Source organism: Bacillus sp. EB106-04-02-XG92, from assembly GCF_058791995.1.
Map to the genome: position 1 here is coordinate 205,051 of NZ_JBYTEA010000003.1, position 16,144 is coordinate 221,194.

Annotated in this window: 15 protein-coding genes and 1 other annotated feature; of the genes, 12 read left to right on the top strand and 3 right to left on the bottom strand. The window is 37.2% G+C overall.

The window, feature by feature from the left end:
- Positions 1-156 precede the first annotated feature (156 nt).
- The 7 genes from AC3WVA_RS09955 (at position 157) to AC3WVA_RS09985 (ending at position 6,411) form a co-directional block, all read left to right on the top strand.
- Positions 157-891 (top strand): lipase family protein, encoded by a 735-nt coding sequence (locus AC3WVA_RS09955; RefSeq protein WP_098521073.1) that lies wholly within the window; start codon positions 157-159, stop codon positions 889-891.
- A gap of 29 nt (positions 892-920) precedes the next feature.
- Positions 921-1,793, top strand: a complete 873-nt coding sequence (locus AC3WVA_RS09960; RefSeq protein ID WP_141539611.1) for an NAD-dependent epimerase/dehydratase family protein — start codon at positions 921-923, stop codon at positions 1,791-1,793.
- Positions 1,794-1,846: 53 nt separating this feature from the next.
- Complete coding sequence (locus AC3WVA_RS09965) at positions 1,847-2,023, top strand: ComZ family protein (protein ID WP_048527481.1); 177 nt, start codon at positions 1,847-1,849, stop codon at positions 2,021-2,023.
- A gap of 401 nt (positions 2,024-2,424) precedes the next feature.
- On the top strand, positions 2,425-3,357 hold the full coding sequence (fabH, locus tag AC3WVA_RS09970; RefSeq protein WP_001100534.1) for a beta-ketoacyl-ACP synthase III: 933 nt from the start codon (positions 2,425-2,427) through the stop codon (positions 3,355-3,357).
- A 31-nt stretch (positions 3,358-3,388) separates the two neighbouring features.
- Complete coding sequence (gene fabF / locus AC3WVA_RS09975; RefSeq protein WP_000412652.1) at positions 3,389-4,627, top strand: beta-ketoacyl-ACP synthase II; 1,239 nt, start codon at positions 3,389-3,391, stop codon at positions 4,625-4,627.
- 106 nt (positions 4,628-4,733) lie between these two features.
- Positions 4,734-5,522, top strand: a complete 789-nt coding sequence (locus AC3WVA_RS09980) for a DUF2268 domain-containing putative Zn-dependent protease (protein ID WP_098344751.1) — start codon at positions 4,734-4,736, stop codon at positions 5,520-5,522.
- A 142-nt stretch (positions 5,523-5,664) separates the two neighbouring features.
- Positions 5,665-6,411 carry a YjbA family protein gene (locus AC3WVA_RS09985; protein WP_098344750.1) on the top strand — a complete coding sequence of 249 codons (747 nt, stop codon included), beginning with the start codon at positions 5,665-5,667 and terminating at the stop codon, positions 6,409-6,411.
- Between the two features lie 210 nt (positions 6,412-6,621).
- Here the strand turns inward: AC3WVA_RS09985 and trpS are convergent, their stop codons facing one another.
- Together trpS and AC3WVA_RS09995 are read right to left on the bottom strand one after the other, a co-directional pair.
- On the bottom strand, positions 6,622-7,611 hold the full coding sequence (trpS, locus tag AC3WVA_RS09990; protein ID WP_000110997.1) for a tryptophan--tRNA ligase: 990 nt from the start codon (positions 7,609-7,611) through the stop codon (positions 6,622-6,624).
- Between the two features lie 75 nt (positions 7,612-7,686).
- Positions 7,687-7,903 (bottom strand) — a binding site (T-box leader).
- Positions 7,904-8,008: 105 nt separating this feature from the next.
- Positions 8,009-8,389 (bottom strand): DUF3899 domain-containing protein, encoded by a 381-nt coding sequence (locus AC3WVA_RS09995; RefSeq protein ID WP_071758296.1) that lies wholly within the window; start codon positions 8,387-8,389, stop codon positions 8,009-8,011.
- A gap of 319 nt (positions 8,390-8,708) precedes the next feature.
- On the opposite strand from AC3WVA_RS09995, the gene AC3WVA_RS10000 reads away from it, so the two are divergent.
- The 5 genes from AC3WVA_RS10000 to AC3WVA_RS10020 all read left to right on the top strand — a co-directional run bounded on the left by AC3WVA_RS10000 (position 8,709) and on the right by AC3WVA_RS10020 (position 14,400).
- A complete protein-coding gene (locus AC3WVA_RS10000; protein ID WP_098344749.1) occupies positions 8,709-10,340 on the top strand; it encodes a peptide ABC transporter substrate-binding protein in 1,632 nt (543 codons plus the stop codon).
- A gap of 127 nt (positions 10,341-10,467) precedes the next feature.
- Positions 10,468-11,397, top strand: coding sequence for an oligopeptide ABC transporter permease (opp3b, locus tag AC3WVA_RS10005; protein ID WP_000534165.1), 930 nt, complete (start codon positions 10,468-10,470; stop codon positions 11,395-11,397).
- The gene (opp3C, locus tag AC3WVA_RS10010; RefSeq protein ID WP_000974099.1) at positions 11,394-12,410 is read left to right on the top strand and encodes an oligopeptide ABC transporter permease; all 1,017 of its coding nucleotides are present in this window, start codon (positions 11,394-11,396) and stop codon (positions 12,408-12,410) included. The genes opp3b and opp3C overlap by 4 nt, the downstream gene beginning before the upstream one ends.
- An 18-nt stretch (positions 12,411-12,428) precedes the next feature.
- Positions 12,429-13,472, top strand: a complete 1,044-nt coding sequence (locus tag AC3WVA_RS10015; protein WP_000854346.1) for an ABC transporter ATP-binding protein — start codon at positions 12,429-12,431, stop codon at positions 13,470-13,472.
- Positions 13,465-14,400 (top strand): ABC transporter ATP-binding protein, encoded by a 936-nt coding sequence (locus AC3WVA_RS10020; RefSeq protein WP_000166346.1) that lies wholly within the window; start codon positions 13,465-13,467, stop codon positions 14,398-14,400. The genes AC3WVA_RS10015 and AC3WVA_RS10020 overlap by 8 nt, the downstream gene beginning before the upstream one ends.
- Positions 14,401-14,510: 110 nt before the next feature.
- Here AC3WVA_RS10020 and AC3WVA_RS10025 read toward each other — a convergent pair whose 3' ends face one another.
- Complete coding sequence (locus tag AC3WVA_RS10025; protein ID WP_492321881.1) at positions 14,511-15,956, bottom strand: MATE family efflux transporter; 1,446 nt, start codon at positions 15,954-15,956, stop codon at positions 14,511-14,513.
- Positions 15,957-16,144: the final 188 nt, after the last annotated feature.

The following is a 16,144-nucleotide window of genomic DNA, read 5'->3' on the forward strand; positions in this document are numbered from 1 at the left end:
ATTTTACACCTCTATTCGTTCAATCTGTCCTTATTGTAACACAATTGAAAAAAGAATATAGAAAAATATTTGTAGATTTTTCAACGCAAATTTGCATTCCGTTCATACAGTATAAAAGAGTACTTTTATACGTTTAGAAAATAAGGCGGGGGAAAAATGAGTATTACGGAACGTTTTTTTTACTTAGAAAAAGAACCATGTGTCATTTATTTACCGGAGAAGCCAAACGGATTTTCTGTAATGCTTCTTGGTGATTACAACTACTTTATTGAGAATGGTACAAGTTTATGGACACAGCATGCGGGTAGATCTTATTTTTTACATGGCCTTATTGAGGAAGGCTACACGGTCTTTTCTTCTAATTTATACGGAAGACATTGGGGAAACGACCAATCTGTTCGTCTAGCAAAACGCTTATATGATGTTGTGTTGAGAAAAGAGACATTGAATGCGAAAATGCACATTATGGCGGATGGGATGGGTGCACTTGTAGCACTTGAAATGATGAACAAATACCCTGAATGTATACGCTCTGTCATTATGTTAAATCCGTGTTTAGATTTACCGGAATATGTGGAGTTTGAGAAAGAGCATAAGTTTTTTTACAAGAGACTCTTGAAGGAATTATGTTTGGCGTATGATTCCAAAGAATCAGAATTAGAATCAAAAATAAATAAGAAATCATTTACGCTTCTTCCATCTTGTGTACCTGTTAAAGTTTTCGTATCAACACAAGAAAAAAGAGGAAGAAAACAGTTGTTACGTAAATACGAGAAAATGAGGCAATTCAATCAATGTGATACTTCTGTCTTATTCCATCTGCAAGATGTGAAATATAAAATGGTTAGGCAAACGACTGATTTCTTTAAAAAATATGAAGAAGAATTGTGAGGCTCCCATATACATAAATGAGGAGCTATTTGTTTCAAGGAGAAAGGGTTGGTGGTATGGAACGCGTGCTAATTATAGGTGCACTTACGTTTGTAGGTTATCACCTTGTGAATAAAATGATTGCAGAAGAAGTAGAAGTGTACGGTCTTGATTTTGATGAATTCGAGAGTATGACAAAAATTAATGAAGAAAAGTTATTGTTAATTGGGCGAAATGCGTTATTTACGTATTACTCGATAAGAGATGAGGATGGATGGAGATCAGTAGAAGGAGAGAAGTTCGATACAGTTTACTTTTGCTTGTATGAACCAAATCAACAAAGTGGCTTTCGGAATGAAAGAGTTATATTACAGTATTTAAAGCGAATTGTAAGACTATGTGAAGAACATAAAGTGAAGTTAAATCTAATTTCTTCTATTGAAGTAGGAAACGCAGATGAATCCGAAAATAAACGTCTATTTTCGAAAGTAGAAGAAGGTTTGAAAAAAGGAGAGGTACAATATAGTGTATTTCGAGTTCCTACATTATATGGGCCATGGCAACCATCTTTTATGATGTATCATCAGCTCATGTTATCAGAACTGGGTGAGAAAGAGTGCCATTATGCGAGTGAGGAAAACGGAAGGGATCTACTGTACGTTGAAGATGTATGTGAATACTTATGGGAAAATGGAATGAACGAAGGGCATCTCGGTATATACAATTTACTTAGTGGCAAAAAATCATTATGGAAAAAAGGTATGAATCTTTTACGTGCAGAGGATAAAGTAAATAAAGAGGATGAGGAAGAAAGAGATGCAGCTGTAGAGGTGATTTCGATAAAAAGAAACACGCCGTTAGAATACGGTTTAAATAAACAATTAGCGCATATGAAAAAATATAAAGAGTTATACGAAGGATAGCGAGCGTGTTACACTATGTATGTGAAAGTTTTAATGGAGAGGAAGAACGTAATATGAATGAAAAAAGCATGCAATTTTTACAAATCGCAATGAAGCATTTACCAGAAGCAAAGGCCATTTTGGATGATAATGGAATTGCGCTTGATATGGAAAAAGCACAACCAGTATTAGAGTTATTGATGAAAGTTATGAACGAAGCATATGAGCTTGGGAAAGCAGAAAAAGAATAAAAAGAATAAAAAAGCATCTTTTTAGATGGAAGAGAGGCCCGAACCGTGGATAGAAGCGGTCAGGGCCTTTTTTATTCTCGCCTGGGGAAAAACCAGAGATATGAAGAGGATAAAGAAAAAGTAGTGAGGAGAGCTCTCTAGTTTAGAAGGGAAGCAGAAAAAGAATAAAAAGCATCTTTTTAGATGGAAGAGAGGCCCGAACCGTGGATAGAAGTGGTTCGGGCTTTTTTATATTTCGAAAGAAACAGGGAAAGGTATGTTTCTGTTTCTTTTCATAAACAATAAGGTGAATAATGCGCTCGCTTTATGTTTTTGCCGAAATATATTCTAGACAAAAATACATTTATGTTTTAAAATTAGTACCAAGTCATAATAATTGATATAAAACGGAGGGCTGCGATGTGAACGTGGGCATTTTAGGGATCGGAAGATATGTGCCAGAAAAAGTAGTCACAAATCACGATTTAGAGAAAATAATGGATACATCCGATGAATGGATACGTACGAGAACGGGAATTGCAGAAAGACGCATTGCCGATGATACAATAGATACTTCATATATGGCCGTAGAGGCTGCTAAAAAAGCACTTGAAGATGCAGGGGTGAGCGGAGAGGAAATCGATCTTATTTTAGTGGCGACAGTAACACCAGATCGCGCGTTTCCAGCGGTAGCTTGTGTCATTCAAGAAGCGATTGGAGCGAAACATGCAGCTGCAATGGATGTAGGTGCAGCATGTGCTGGTTTTATGTACGGAATGATTACAGCGCAGCAATTTATTCAAACGGGAACTTATAAAAATGTATTAGTAGTTGGTAGTGATAAACTATCTAAAATTGTAGACTGGAACGATCGCAATACAGCAGTACTATTCGGAGACGGAGCCGGTGCTATCGTAATGGGGGCTGTTTCAGAAGGAAGAGGTGTTCTATCTTTCGAATTAGGAGCAGATGGAAGTGGCGGTAAGCATCTTTATCAAGACGAGTATGTTATGATGAATGGCAGAGAAGTCTTTAAATTTGCTGTTCGTCAACTTGGTGAATCTTGTCTTCGCGTGCTGGATAAAGCTGGTCTTACAAAAGAGGACGTGGATTTCTTAGTACCACATCAAGCGAATATTCGTATTATGGAATCTGCAAGAGAGAGATTAAATTTACCACAAGAAAAAATGAGTATGACAATTGAGAAGTTCGGTAATACATCAGCTTCTTCCATTCCGATTGCAATGGTAGAGGAATTGCAAAACGGACGTATTCAAGATGGTGATTTAATTATACTTGTTGGTTTTGGCGGCGGATTAACATGGGGAGCAGTCGCTCTTCGTTGGGGTAAATAAGGACTGAGAGAAAAAAAGGAGTGTATTTTGTATGGAAAAAAAGAGGGTCGTAATTACAGGACTAGGAGCTGTTACACCGGTCGGTACAGATGTTGAAACAGCGTGGGAAAACATTAAAAAGGGTGTATCTGGAATCGGACGACTTACAAGAATTGATCCGGAACTATTTCCAGCAAAAGTAGCAGCAGAAATTAACGACTTTGAAGTCGAGAAATATATTGATAAAAAAGAAGCACGCCGTATGGATCGCTTTACACAATATGCAGTAGCAGCAGCGAAAATGGCAGTTGCAGATGCAAAGCTTGAAATTACAGAAGAAAACGGACCGCGAATTGGTGTATGGATTGGTTCTGGTATTGGCGGTATGGAAACATACGAAGAACAATTTAAGATTTTTACTGAGAAAGGCCCGCGCCGCGTGAGCCCATTCTTCGTACCGATGATGATTCCAGATATGGCAGCAGGTCAAGTATCGATCGCAACAGGAGCAAAAGGAATTAACACTTGTTCTGTAACGGCTTGTGCATCTGGTGCAAACTCAATTGGTGATGCATTTAAAGCGATTCAGCGCGGTGATGCTGATGCAATGATTACGGGCGGGGCAGAGGCGCCGTTAACAAGTATGGCATTCGCAGGATTTAGCTCAGCGAAAGCATTAACATTTAATGAAGATCCAGCAACAGCTTGTCGTCCATTCGATAAAAACCGTAGTGGTTTCGTAATGGGTGAAGGTTCAGGTATTTTAATTCTTGAAGAATTAGAGCACGCATTAGCTCGTGGTGCTCACATTTATGCGGAAATTGCTGGTTACGGTGCAACTGGTGATGCATTCCATATTACAATGCCGGCTCCTGGCGGTGAAGGCGGCGTGCGTGCAATGCGTCAAGCTTTAGCCGATGCAGGTCTACAGCCAGAAGATATTGATTACATTAATGCGCACGGTACAAGTACGGATGCGAATGAAAAGTATGAAACGATGGCAATTAAAGAAACGTTCGGTGAGCACGCGTATAAAGTAGCGATCAGTTCAACGAAATCAATGACAGGTCACTTATTAGGAGCAGCTGGTGCTGTTGAAGCGATCTTCTCTATTAAATCAATTACAGACGGAGTAATTCCTCCAACAATTAACTATGAAACACCAGATCCAGAGTGTGATTTAGATTATGTACCGAATAATGCGAGACATCAAGAAGTAAACGCAGTGTTAAGTAATTCACTAGGATTCGGTGGTCATAACGCAGTATTAGTATTTAAATCGTATAAATAATAGATGAAATAAGGAGTTTTTTCGCAATATATTGCGAAAAAACTCCTTATTTATTTTTACGCCTTTTTCTCCTTTTGCATATACATAAGAAAAAGGAGGGATAAAGATGGGGATTGTTGAAACTGCCGAGTGGTTACATCTATATTACGGACGGCCAGAAAAGCTCTGTGAGAAGTTTACGAAGTATATTCCGCTTCCAAAAGAAAGGTTGTATCGCTTTTTAATTTCTAAAGGTATGTATCGCCCGGTTATGCGAGGAGAACAAGAAATTAAAGAGTTAGAGAAAAAGGAAGTTTGGAAAGAATTACGTACAGAGTATGAGAAACTAAAAAATTGGTTAAAAGGTCCAGATGTCCCTGTCTTTATTTTATTATCAGATTCCTATAATCGAACTGTACAAGAAGAGTATAACGGCAGGGCAGGATTATCTATGCGTCACGTTATTTTCTTATTCGTATGTGGACGGAATTCGGTGGAAGAGTTAAAAGTGTTATTGGCACATGAATATCACCACATATGCAGGTTGCATCAAATGGATACGAAAGAAACAGAGTATACATTACTTGATACGATGATTATGGAAGGATTAGCTGAGCAAGCAGTAGCAGAAAGGTACTCAGAAAAAAACAATGCACCGTGGACGACGTATCTTTCAAAAGATGAGGCTATTTATTATTGGAAAAACGTTGTACAGGAAAGAATAAGTATAAAACGAGGAACAAGGGAGCACGACATTTTATTAAATGGATTTCATTCTTATCCGAAGATGCTTGGCTATGCACTTGGATTTCATATTGTCAAAGATTGTGTAGCTTCCGCATCTATAGATACACTTTCTTTATTATCTATAGATGCGAAAGAAATATTGAATAAAGCGAATACATTTCATATATAAAAAACAGGAGCTCTATTTCCTGTTTTTTTAGTATTAATAGAAGAAAAAATAATAATTAGAATATATTTCCTTAGGTGGAATAAAGTTTAGAAAAATTGAACATAATGATTGATACAAACAGTAGTGAAGTGAGGGGTAGTGAATGTTATATCTACATGATGTATGGGTAAATTGGTTTGAAGGTGAAGAGAATGGGTATAACGTTTGTCATTTTTACGAATGGCGAAAAGATGATACGATTGAGCTATTAGATCAAGTGCCATTATTAAAAGTAGATTCCACATTATATCATTACATCGAGGACGAATTGTTAGAGCTTCCGCAAAAAATGTTGGAAGACGTACATCATAAGGCTTATATTCGTAAAAATCATGAACGTTTGCAGCAAGAGTATTGCTTTGTAGTTACAGATGGAAAAGGAATTATTGCGATTGACACAATTGGTTATAATGTACCAATCCGAAAAAGTAGACTTATACCGCGCCAAGAGCAGATGGTATATGAGATGGTAGAAAACGTACAAGCAGAAAAGTATGAGTTCCAAGTAGAAGAAATGGAAAAAGAACATCATATTTTATCACCATCACCTTTCATTATGAATGGCTTAACTCGTAAAGAAAGACAGCTGAAACAATTATTATTTATGGCGTTAGATCAATTACATACAACGAAAAACACAGCAGAGATTCGCTATTGGTTCACAGAGTGGGATCCATCAGCATACGGAATGGTTCAACATATGGAATTTGAAGATATTTGGTCTAAACTGTACGATGAAGCGAAAACGGGTTGGTCTGAGAAGCACGAACAATTATGTGAGCGTCTCGTAAAAGGACAGCCATTTTTTGAAAAGTTATGGGAAATGGAAAACGAGCAAAAGGTAAATTAAAAAACCGCCAATTGGCGGTTTTTTTATTTGTTGTAACTTAGCTTCAGCCACCGAATATTTTGAACGAGCCGCCTCCGCTTTATATGAAATCCAGCTCCGGCAGCGAGCTCTTCGTGTCTAAGAACCTTCCGCATAAGAAGACAAAAAGCGTCTTCTATGCGAAAGAACCTTAGCCAGTCAGAGCTGAACGAGCTGCCTCCGCTTTATAAGTTACCTACGTTTTCTACTTAATCCCATTGCGTTTTCTACTTTGCGTAGTTGTTTGAATGCAACGCGGTTTGCTTTTTCGGCACCTTTGTCTAGAATTTCGTCTAGTTCTGGTGAGCTGATTAGTTCGTTATATTTGTCTTGGATTGGACGAATTGCTTCTACGACTACTTGTGCTAGGTCGCCTTTGAAGTCGCCGTATCCTTTTCCTTCGTACATTGCTTCGATTTCTTCTACTGTTTTTCCAGAGAATGAAGAGTAGATTGTCAATAAGTTAGAGATGCCAGGTTTGTTTTCTTTATCGAATTTCACAATACCTTCAGAATCAGTTACAGCACTCTTAATTTTCTTTTCAATTGTTTTTGGTTCATCAAGCATGCTGATCATTGATTTTGGATTCGGATCAGATTTACTCATTTTCTTCGTAGGCTCTGTTAATGACATAACGCGAGCGCCTACTTTTGGAATACGGATTTCAGGAACAGTGAACACTTCACGGAAGCGTTTGTTGAAACGCTCTGCTAGGTCACGTGTTAGTTCCATATGTTGTTTTTGATCATCACCGACAGGTACGATTTCAGTGTTGTAAAGTAAAATATCAGCAGCCATTAATGGTGGATACGTAAGTAATCCAGCTGGAACGGAATCTCTACCTGATGCTTTATCTTTATATTGCGTCATACGCTCTAATTCTCCAACGTAAGCAACTGATTGCATAATCCATCCTAGTTGAGCGTGTGCTGGTACTTCTGACTGTACAAATAAAGTAGCTTTTTCAGGATCGATGCCGCATGCTACATAAAGTGCAGCAAGACTGCGGATGTTTTTACGAAGTTGTACGGGATCTTGAGGTACTGTAATCGCATGTTGGTTTACAATACAGAAATAACAGTCGTGCTCATTTTGAAGCTCTGTAAATTGCTTCATAGCTCCTAAATAGTTTCCAAGTGTAATCGTTCCACTCGGCTGAATACCAGAAAAGATAACTGACATAAGTAATTCCTCCTAAATTTGAATGCGTGATAGGGAAGAGAAGGCAAACAAAAAAGCCCATTCATCCCAAAAAACTATAGGGACGAATGGACCGCGGTACCACCCTAATTATTTCACTACTGTGAAATCTCTCTAATCCATCATAACGTTTGGATATAACGCCAAAGCCTACTACTTTCGGTTCGGTTTGGTGCTCAAAAGCCCATTCCATACTGTACAATTACTTGTTCACACCAGCCACAAGCTCTCTGAAATTGCCTCAATATGTACTCTTCTTTATCATCGCATACATATAAATTTATTTATTGTTACTTGAGCTCTTTTAATATGAAAGAACTAAAGTTTTATAACAAAATGTTTTGCTGATTATTATATCATATGGGATAGTGTTTGCAAACTACATCAAAATAGTAAAGCTAATGAGGGTCGAGAACAACCCAAGAACGATACCTGTAATACAAATTGGATACGTCCATTTGAATGAATATGTTTTATAAATACGTTCTTTCTTATCAACAGGTTCCTCTACTTCTTCAATTAAGGACTCAATTTTTTTGTTCGTACCAAATACTCTTTGAAAGGCGTAAATTGTTACATTGAAAAATCCATTTTGAAATATGAATAAAAAACCGCCAACAAGAATAAAAAATAGTGCGATATAAAACGAGATGTTGACAAAATTCAACAAAAACTGCGATGAAACGAGGAATGCGCCAATACTAGAAGCGATTATCGCCATGAAAATTAGTATACAAGTATGAAAAAAAACTTTATTCAAAATGTTCCCCTCCGTCAAAATATTACTAGAATTATTATACTATAAAAGCTATAATATGTACTATAATTAATTTTTTGAAAATTATACGCAATTAAAGGTCTGATTTCAAGATGATGGTAGCAATGTTAACGTATCCCTTTACAAAAAAATAAAAATATAAACATTTTATTAAAAATTTTAACAAAAAAACAAAAAACTATATTCACAATTGTTATATTATATGTATAATGAAAATTGTAGAAACTTGGAGATTATTCTTTCAATTCTACTTTTTTACAAGTGAGGGTGCAGGAAGTGCAATTAGGGGAGGCAACACAACATGAAGAAAAAGATACCGTTATTACTTGCATCGACGTTGACTGTCAGTATGTTAGGAGCTTGTAGTTACCAAAAAGAGGATAATAAAGCAGGCGCAAAAGAAAAATCCTCAAACAAGCAAGTTTTAAATCTAACCGAGACAGCTGAAATCCCAACTATGGATACGACGTTATCAACAGATGCAACATCTTCTAACATCATGAATAACACAATGGAAGGATTATATCGTCTGGGGAAAGACGATAAACTTGTTCCAGGTGTCGCTAAATCTTATGAGAAATCAGAGGATGGCAAAAAGTATGTATTTAAGTTACGTGAAGATGCGAAATGGTCTAATGGTGAACCTGTAACAGCGAAAGACTTCGTTTATTCTTGGCGAAGAGCTGTAGATTCAAACACGGGTGCCAAGTTTGCTTACATACTATTTGATGTTAAAAATGCGGAGAAAGTTAACAAAAAAGAATTACCAGTTGAAGAACTTGGTGTAAAGGCAATTGATGATCATACACTTGAAGTGGAATTAGATAACCCTGTTCCTTATTTTGTAAGTTTAACAGTCTATCCAACATTGTATCCTTTGAATGAAAAGTTTGTAACAGAACAAGGAGCAAAATTTGGATTAGAATCCAATACGACACTTTATAATGGTCCATTCGTATTAAATGAATGGAAACATGAACAAAGTTTCCAACTTAAGAAAAATCCAACGTATTGGGAAAATAAAGAAGTAAAACTTGAGGAAATAAACTTCAATATTGTTAAGGATCGTTCAACTGCTATAAATTTATATGAAACGAAAGCAATTGATCGTGTAGTCTTAACATCAGAGTTTGTAGATAAATACAAATCAGATGCTGACTTTAAAACGATTAAGAGACCATCTACACAATTTATTCGCTTAAATGAAAAGAATAAATTTTTAGCAAATAAAAATATCCGAAAAGCAATTGCAATGTCCTTTGAACGTGAAAATATCGGAAAAGTGATCTTAAACGATGGTTCAGAGGGTATATATGGTTTTGTTCCGAAAGGCTTAGCAAAAGGTCCGAATGGAAAAGACTTCCGTGAAGAAAACGGAAAGCTTATAAAAGAGGATATTAAAGAAGCGCAAAAATACTGGGAAGCTGGTAAAAAAGAACTTGGTGTAGACAAAGTAGAGTTAGAGCTATTAAACTTTGATACTGATGATGCAAAAAAAATCGGAGAGTATTTAAAAGGCCAATTCGAAAAGAACTTACCAGGTTTAACAGTTCCAACAAAAATGCAGCCATTTGCACAAAAATTAAAACTTGAAGCAAGTGGAGATTATGCAATGTCATATGCGGGATGGAGTCCAGATTATATGGATCCAATGTCATTCCTTGAAATGTATACGACAGGTAATGCGCAAAACAAAGTAAATTATGCAAATGCAGCGTATGATGATTTAATTAAAAAAGCGAAAACAGAAGTTGATGTACAAGCTCGCTGGGATGCATTATTACAAGCAGAAAAACAATTGCTTGAAGATGCAGCGATTGCTCCAGTATATCAACCTGGAAAAGCATATTTACAACGTGGTTCAATTACTGGCCTATTAGAACATAAATATGGCGGGGAATTTAGCTATAAGTGGGTTGAACTCAAAAACTAAAAATGGTTTCCATCATGAATAAGGGTATATGCCTATGATGGGCATATGCTCTTATTTTAAAAAAATAAAAGTAAGAATATTTTAAACTATCTTATTGCTTTTGAGAAAAACGGGGAGGTGCTTGACTATGGGACGTTATGTATTAAAACGTTTCGTGTACATGGCTTTGACATTATTTTTAATTACTACACTGACTTTCTTTTTGATGAAATTACTTCCGGGTTCTCCGCTTAAAAACCAGGAGAAGCTATCACCGGCACAAAAAGAAATCATTCTTGAAAAATATGGCTTAAATGATCCAGTACCAGTTCAATATGCACGTTACTTAGGTAACTTAGCAAAAGGTGATTTAGGGGTATCATTCCAATATGATAACCGTCCAGTAACAGATATGATTGTGGATCGCATTGGACCATCAGCACAACTTGGTTTACAAGCGATTATATTAGGTACATTTATCGGTTTAATTTTAGGAATCGTTGCGGCGCTTCGTAACAATACGTGGGTCGATTATGGGGCGACAATTATTTCCGTACTCGGGATGTCGGTACCATCGTTCGTATTCGCCGCATTACTACAATATTTCGTAGGGGTAAAACTTGGATGGTTCCCAGTAGCATTCTGGAAAGGACCAGAGTTTACAGTAATGCCTACAATTGCTTTATCGATGGCAGTTATCGCAACAATTGCACGTTTCGCTCGTGCGGAGTTAATTGAGGTTATGCAAGCTGACTACATTTTAACAGCGAAAGCGAAAGGAATTAGCCAAGGCGTTATTATTATTAAACACGCACTTCGTAACGCGTTAATTCCAGTTGTAACAATTTTAGGACCAATGGTTGCAGGTTTAATTACAGGAACATTAGTTATTGAGCAAATTTATGCTGTACCTGGACTAGGGGAACAGTTCGTAAAATCTATTACAGTGAATGACTATACAGTTATTATGGGAACTACAATTTTCTATAGTGCAATCTTCATTTTAGTTATTTTCATTGTCGATATTTTATACGGAATTATTGATCCTCGAATTCGTTTAGCGGGAGGGAAAAAATGATGAAAGATGTACAAAAATTATCTCCAGATTTATTTCAACAAGCCAATCAAAATAATGTGGATAATGAAGTCATTGCCCGTCCAAGCTTAACGTTTTGGCAAGATGTAAGAAGACGTTTGTTCCAACATAAAGGAGCAATGTTCGGTTTCGTTTTATTAACGCTTATTATATTACTAGCAATTTTAGGACCGATGGTAAGCAAACACTCGTATAAAGAGCAAGACTTAGGTCGTGCGAAATTACCACCGAAAATTCCTGTTATTGAAAATGTTCATTGGCTACCATTTGACGGTACAGATCAATATGGTGTTGATCAATATGAAAAACGTGATATTAAAGAGTATTTCTGGTTTGGTACAGATGATCTTGGACGAGATTTATGGACAAGAACATGGGAAGGTACGCGTGTATCATTATATATCGCTCTTTTAGCAGCAGCGATTGACTTAGTAATTGGGGTTGCATATGGAGGTATTTCAGCGTTCTATGGCGGTAGAGTAGATAACATTATGCAACGTATTATGGAGATTATTAACGGTATTCCATACTTAATCATCGTTATTTTAATGGTAATCATTATGGGATCTGGTATATGGTCAATTACACTCGCAATGGCAATTACAGGTTGGATAGGGATGTCGCGTATCGTTCGTGGACAAATCCTAAAATTAAAAAACCAAGAATACGTATTAGCATCTCGTACATTAGGTGCAACAAATACACAATTAATTGTAAAACACTTAATCCCGAACGTAATGGGACCAATTATCGTAATGACAATGTTTACAATTCCAACAGCGGTGTTTGGTGAGGCGTTCTTAAGCTTCATCGGTTTAGGTATCCAGCCACCATTCGCATCACTTGGTTCTCTTGTAAATGACGGTTATAAATCAATTCAAACGTATCCGCATATGATGTTCATCCCTGCGGTTGTCATCAGTATATTAATTTTAGCGTTTAACTTAATGGCAGACGGATTACGCGACGCGTTAGATCCAAAAATGCGTAAGTAAAAGAGGGGAGAGGCAAAGATGAAAACATTGTTAGAGGTAAAAGATTTACAAGTCTCCTTTGATACACATGCAGGTGAAGTACAAGCTGTGCGCGGCGTTACTTTTGATTTGAAAAAAGGAGAAACATTAGCGATTGTAGGAGAATCTGGTTCTGGGAAATCAGTTACTTCTAAAGCGTTAATGGGATTAATTCCGAATCCTCCTGGACGTATTAAAAATGGTGAAATCGTATTTGAAGGTCGTGACTTAACGAAATTAACAGAAAAAGAAATGCAACAAGTTCGTGGTAAAGATATCGCGATGATTTTCCAAGATCCAATGACATCATTAAACCCAACGATGACAATTGGAAATCAAATTATGGAAGGCCTTATTAAACACCAAGGGATGAGTAAAGCAGATGCACGTAAAGTTGCTTTAGAATTAATCGACCTTGTAGGTATTCCAAATCCAGAAGCTCGCTTAAAACAATATCCTCACCAATTCTCAGGTGGTATGAGACAGCGTGTAGTTATTGCGATGGCGTTAGCTTGTAACCCGAAATTATTGATTGCCGATGAGCCGACAACAGCGTTAGACGTTACAATTCAGGCGCAAATTTTAGAACTTATGAAAGACATTCAGCAAAAAACAGAAGCAGCAATCATTTTCATTACGCATGACTTAGGTGTAGTGGCGAACGTTGCGGACCGCGTAGCAGTTATGTACGCTGGTAAAGTTGTTGAAATCGGAACTGTAGATGAAATTTTCTACAATCCAAAACATCCGTATACTTGGGGCTTAATCGCATCTATGCCAAGTTTAGATGGTTCAGAAGAAGAGTTATATGCAATCCCTGGAACGCCTCCAGATTTATTGAAGCCGCCAAAGGGAGATGCTTTTGCACCACGTAACCCGCAGGCATTGAAAATTGACTTTGAAATGGACCCACCTTTATTTAAAGTAAGTGATACACACTATGCGGCAACTTGGTTACTTCACGAGCAAGCTCCAGAAGTAAAACCGCCGGCAGTTGTTGAAAAACGCATTCTTCAAATGAAAGCAGGTGAACAACATGACTAAACAACGCGAGAAATTAATTGAAGTAAAAAATGTGAAGCAGCACTTCGACGTGAGTGGTGGTGTTGTCAAAGCGGTTAATGATATTTCATTTGATATTTACCGCGGTGAAACATTTGGTCTTGTAGGAGAATCAGGTTGTGGTAAATCAACAACTGGAAGAACGATTATTCGTTTATATGATGCAACTGCTGGTGAAGTGTTATTCGATGGTGAAAATGTACATGGTAAAAAATCGCGCGCAGAGCTGAAGAAATTCAACCGTAAAATGCAAATGATTTTCCAAGATCCATATGCATCATTAAACCCTCGTATGACAGTAGGGGATATTATTGCAGAAGGTATCGATATTCACGGACTAGCAAAAAACAAAAAAGAGCGTATGGACCGTGTTCATGAATTATTAAACACAGTTGGTTTAAATAAAGAGCACGCAAACCGTTTCCCGCATGAATTCTCAGGTGGACAACGTCAACGTATCGGTATCGCTCGTGCACTTGCTGTAGAACCTGAATTTATTATTGCGGATGAGCCAATCTCAGCACTTGACGTATCAATTCAGGCACAAGTTGTAAACTTACTGAAAAAGCTACAAAAAGAAAAAGGTTTAACATACTTATTCATTGCCCACGATTTATCAATGGTAAAATACATTAGTGACCGCATTGGCGTAATGTACCGTGGTCAAATCGTTGAGCTAACAACAAGTGATGAGTTATATGCGAATCCAATTCATCCATATACAAAATCACTATTATCAGCAATTCCACTTCCGGATCCAGATTATGAGCGCAATCGTAAACGTATCGTATACGATCCATCTCAGCATAATTATGGTAGTGAAGAACCAACAATGCGTGAAATTCGCCCAGGACATTTTGTACTATGTTCTGAAGCGGAGTATAAGAAATATAAAGAGATTTATCAATAATAAAACAGCCAATCTTCCGTTATGGAAGATTGGCTGTTTTTCTACTATATAAACAGTTTTATTGTTAACATTTGTTTGTAAGTGAATACATGCATTTGATTCAATGAGTATTACTGTGCCGGAATAGAAACAAACTCCTCTTGTTCTTCAGGTTTAACAAGTGCATAACGCTCCCAGGCTCTACTTTTCCAGCGGAAGAACATAATAATCGCACGTGTCCATTCATCAATAGCAATTGCTAACCAAATACCAACGAGTCCCATGTCTAAATGGAAGGCGAAAAAGTAACCGAGCGGTAAGCTCATTAATACCATGGAGAATGCGCCGATTAAAACTGGGTACTTTGCATCGCCAGCTGCGCGAAGTGAATTGATAATGACGATGTTCATCGTACGCCCTGTTTCAAGTAGTACACTTAATAAAAGAACGCTTGCACCTAACGCGATAATGTGCGGATTATCTGTAAACAGTCCCATTAATTGTGTGCGGAACGTAATAACGAGAGCGACCATACATAAAGTGACACCAATTGCCCATTTTACACTTTTCCATACTCGTTCATACGCTTCGTCTTTTTCGCCACCGCCAACGAGGCGCCCGATAATAATGGCTGTTCCCATACCAATTGCAATAGCGAATAAATACGTGAACATAGAAATGTTCGTAGCGTATTGTCTAGCTGCTAATGATTCTGTTCCTAAGTATGTTGCATAGTATAAGAAGACGATTTGGCAAGCTTGATACATAACCTGCTCAAATGCAGATGGAATCCCGATCTTTAAAATTTTTCCGATGTATTCTTTTGATAAGGTGAAGTAATATTGTAATTTCACACGGTATTCCATAACGCGGTACAGTAACCAGAAGAAAACGATAAGTGCGATTAATCTGCTGACAGCAGAAGAAATGGCAGCCCCTTGTACACCGAGCTCTGGGAAACCAAATTTCCCGAAAATAAGTACGTAGTTTCCAGCGATATGAATAATGTTCATTCCAAGTGAAATAAACATCGCTTGCTTTGTGAAGCCATGTACGCGGATAATTGCGGCTAATGAATTAATAATAGCCTGAAGGAAAATAGCCCCTCCGACGATGGATAAATAGCTTTGCGCATACATGAGTACATCGCCTTGTAAGTTCATTGCCATCATCATATGTTTTGAAAATAAAAGAAAACCAGCGCTTATAACGAGTCCGACCACTAAATTTAATGTGACGGCTAAAGCTGATATTTTAGATGCTTCCATAAAACGTTTGGAACCGAGGTATTGAGATACGACGATAGCTGCGCCGTTCCCGATGACTTCTAGTACCAAAATAGCGATATGGAGGTATTGATTCGCTGCACCAACCCCAGATACAGCATCGTCTGATAATGCACTTAACATGAAAGTATCAGCGATCCCCATTAACATAAATAGAAAAACTTCTAGAAAAATAGGCCATGTTAATAAGAATAAACTTAATTTCTCTGTCGGCCCGTTTTTTGCCTGAATTGCTGTCATGTCCGTCCCCTCTTTACCGATATCTATTTTTAGCAAAGTGTATCGTAACATACTTTCTTATCCTTTGCACTCATTTTAACCTACATATCTTTATTATGAAGGGGGCGCTATTTTATGATAAAAAGAGAAGGATAATTATGCAGGAAGTATTATAAAATATAAAATTTATTTTTCTCTGATAATTTAGAAAAATATAAAAATTATTATTTTCAACACGTTAGTAAGGATAATCAGCAATA

Excerpts from the sequence above, each read along its gene's own strand:
- AC3WVA_RS09955 (WP_098521073.1), top strand. The coding sequence starts at position 157 with ATGAGTATTACGGAACGTTTTTTTTACTTAGAAAAAGAACCATGTGTC.
- AC3WVA_RS09965 (WP_048527481.1), top strand. The coding sequence starts at position 1,847 with ATGAATGAAAAAAGCATGCAATTTTTACAAATCGCAATGAAGCATTTA.
- fabF (WP_000412652.1), top strand. The coding sequence starts at position 3,389 with ATGGAAAAAAAGAGGGTCGTAATTACAGGACTAGGAGCTGTTACACCG.
- AC3WVA_RS09980 (WP_098344751.1), top strand. The coding sequence starts at position 4,734 with ATGGGGATTGTTGAAACTGCCGAGTGGTTACATCTATATTACGGACGG.
- AC3WVA_RS09985 (WP_098344750.1), top strand. The coding sequence starts at position 5,665 with ATGTTATATCTACATGATGTATGGGTAAATTGGTTTGAAGGTGAAGAG.
- trpS (WP_000110997.1), bottom strand. The coding sequence starts at position 7,611 with ATGTCAGTTATCTTTTCTGGTATTCAGCCGAGTGGAACGATTACACTT.
- AC3WVA_RS10000 (WP_098344749.1), top strand. The coding sequence starts at position 8,709 with ATGAAGAAAAAGATACCGTTATTACTTGCATCGACGTTGACTGTCAGT.
- opp3b (WP_000534165.1), top strand. The coding sequence starts at position 10,468 with ATGGGACGTTATGTATTAAAACGTTTCGTGTACATGGCTTTGACATTA.
- opp3C (WP_000974099.1), top strand. The coding sequence starts at position 11,394 with ATGATGAAAGATGTACAAAAATTATCTCCAGATTTATTTCAACAAGCC.
- AC3WVA_RS10015 (WP_000854346.1), top strand. The coding sequence starts at position 12,429 with ATGAAAACATTGTTAGAGGTAAAAGATTTACAAGTCTCCTTTGATACA.
- AC3WVA_RS10020 (WP_000166346.1), top strand. The coding sequence starts at position 13,465 with ATGACTAAACAACGCGAGAAATTAATTGAAGTAAAAAATGTGAAGCAG.
- AC3WVA_RS10025 (WP_492321881.1), bottom strand. The coding sequence starts at position 15,956 with ATGTTACGATACACTTTGCTAAAAATAGATATCGGTAAAGAGGGGACG.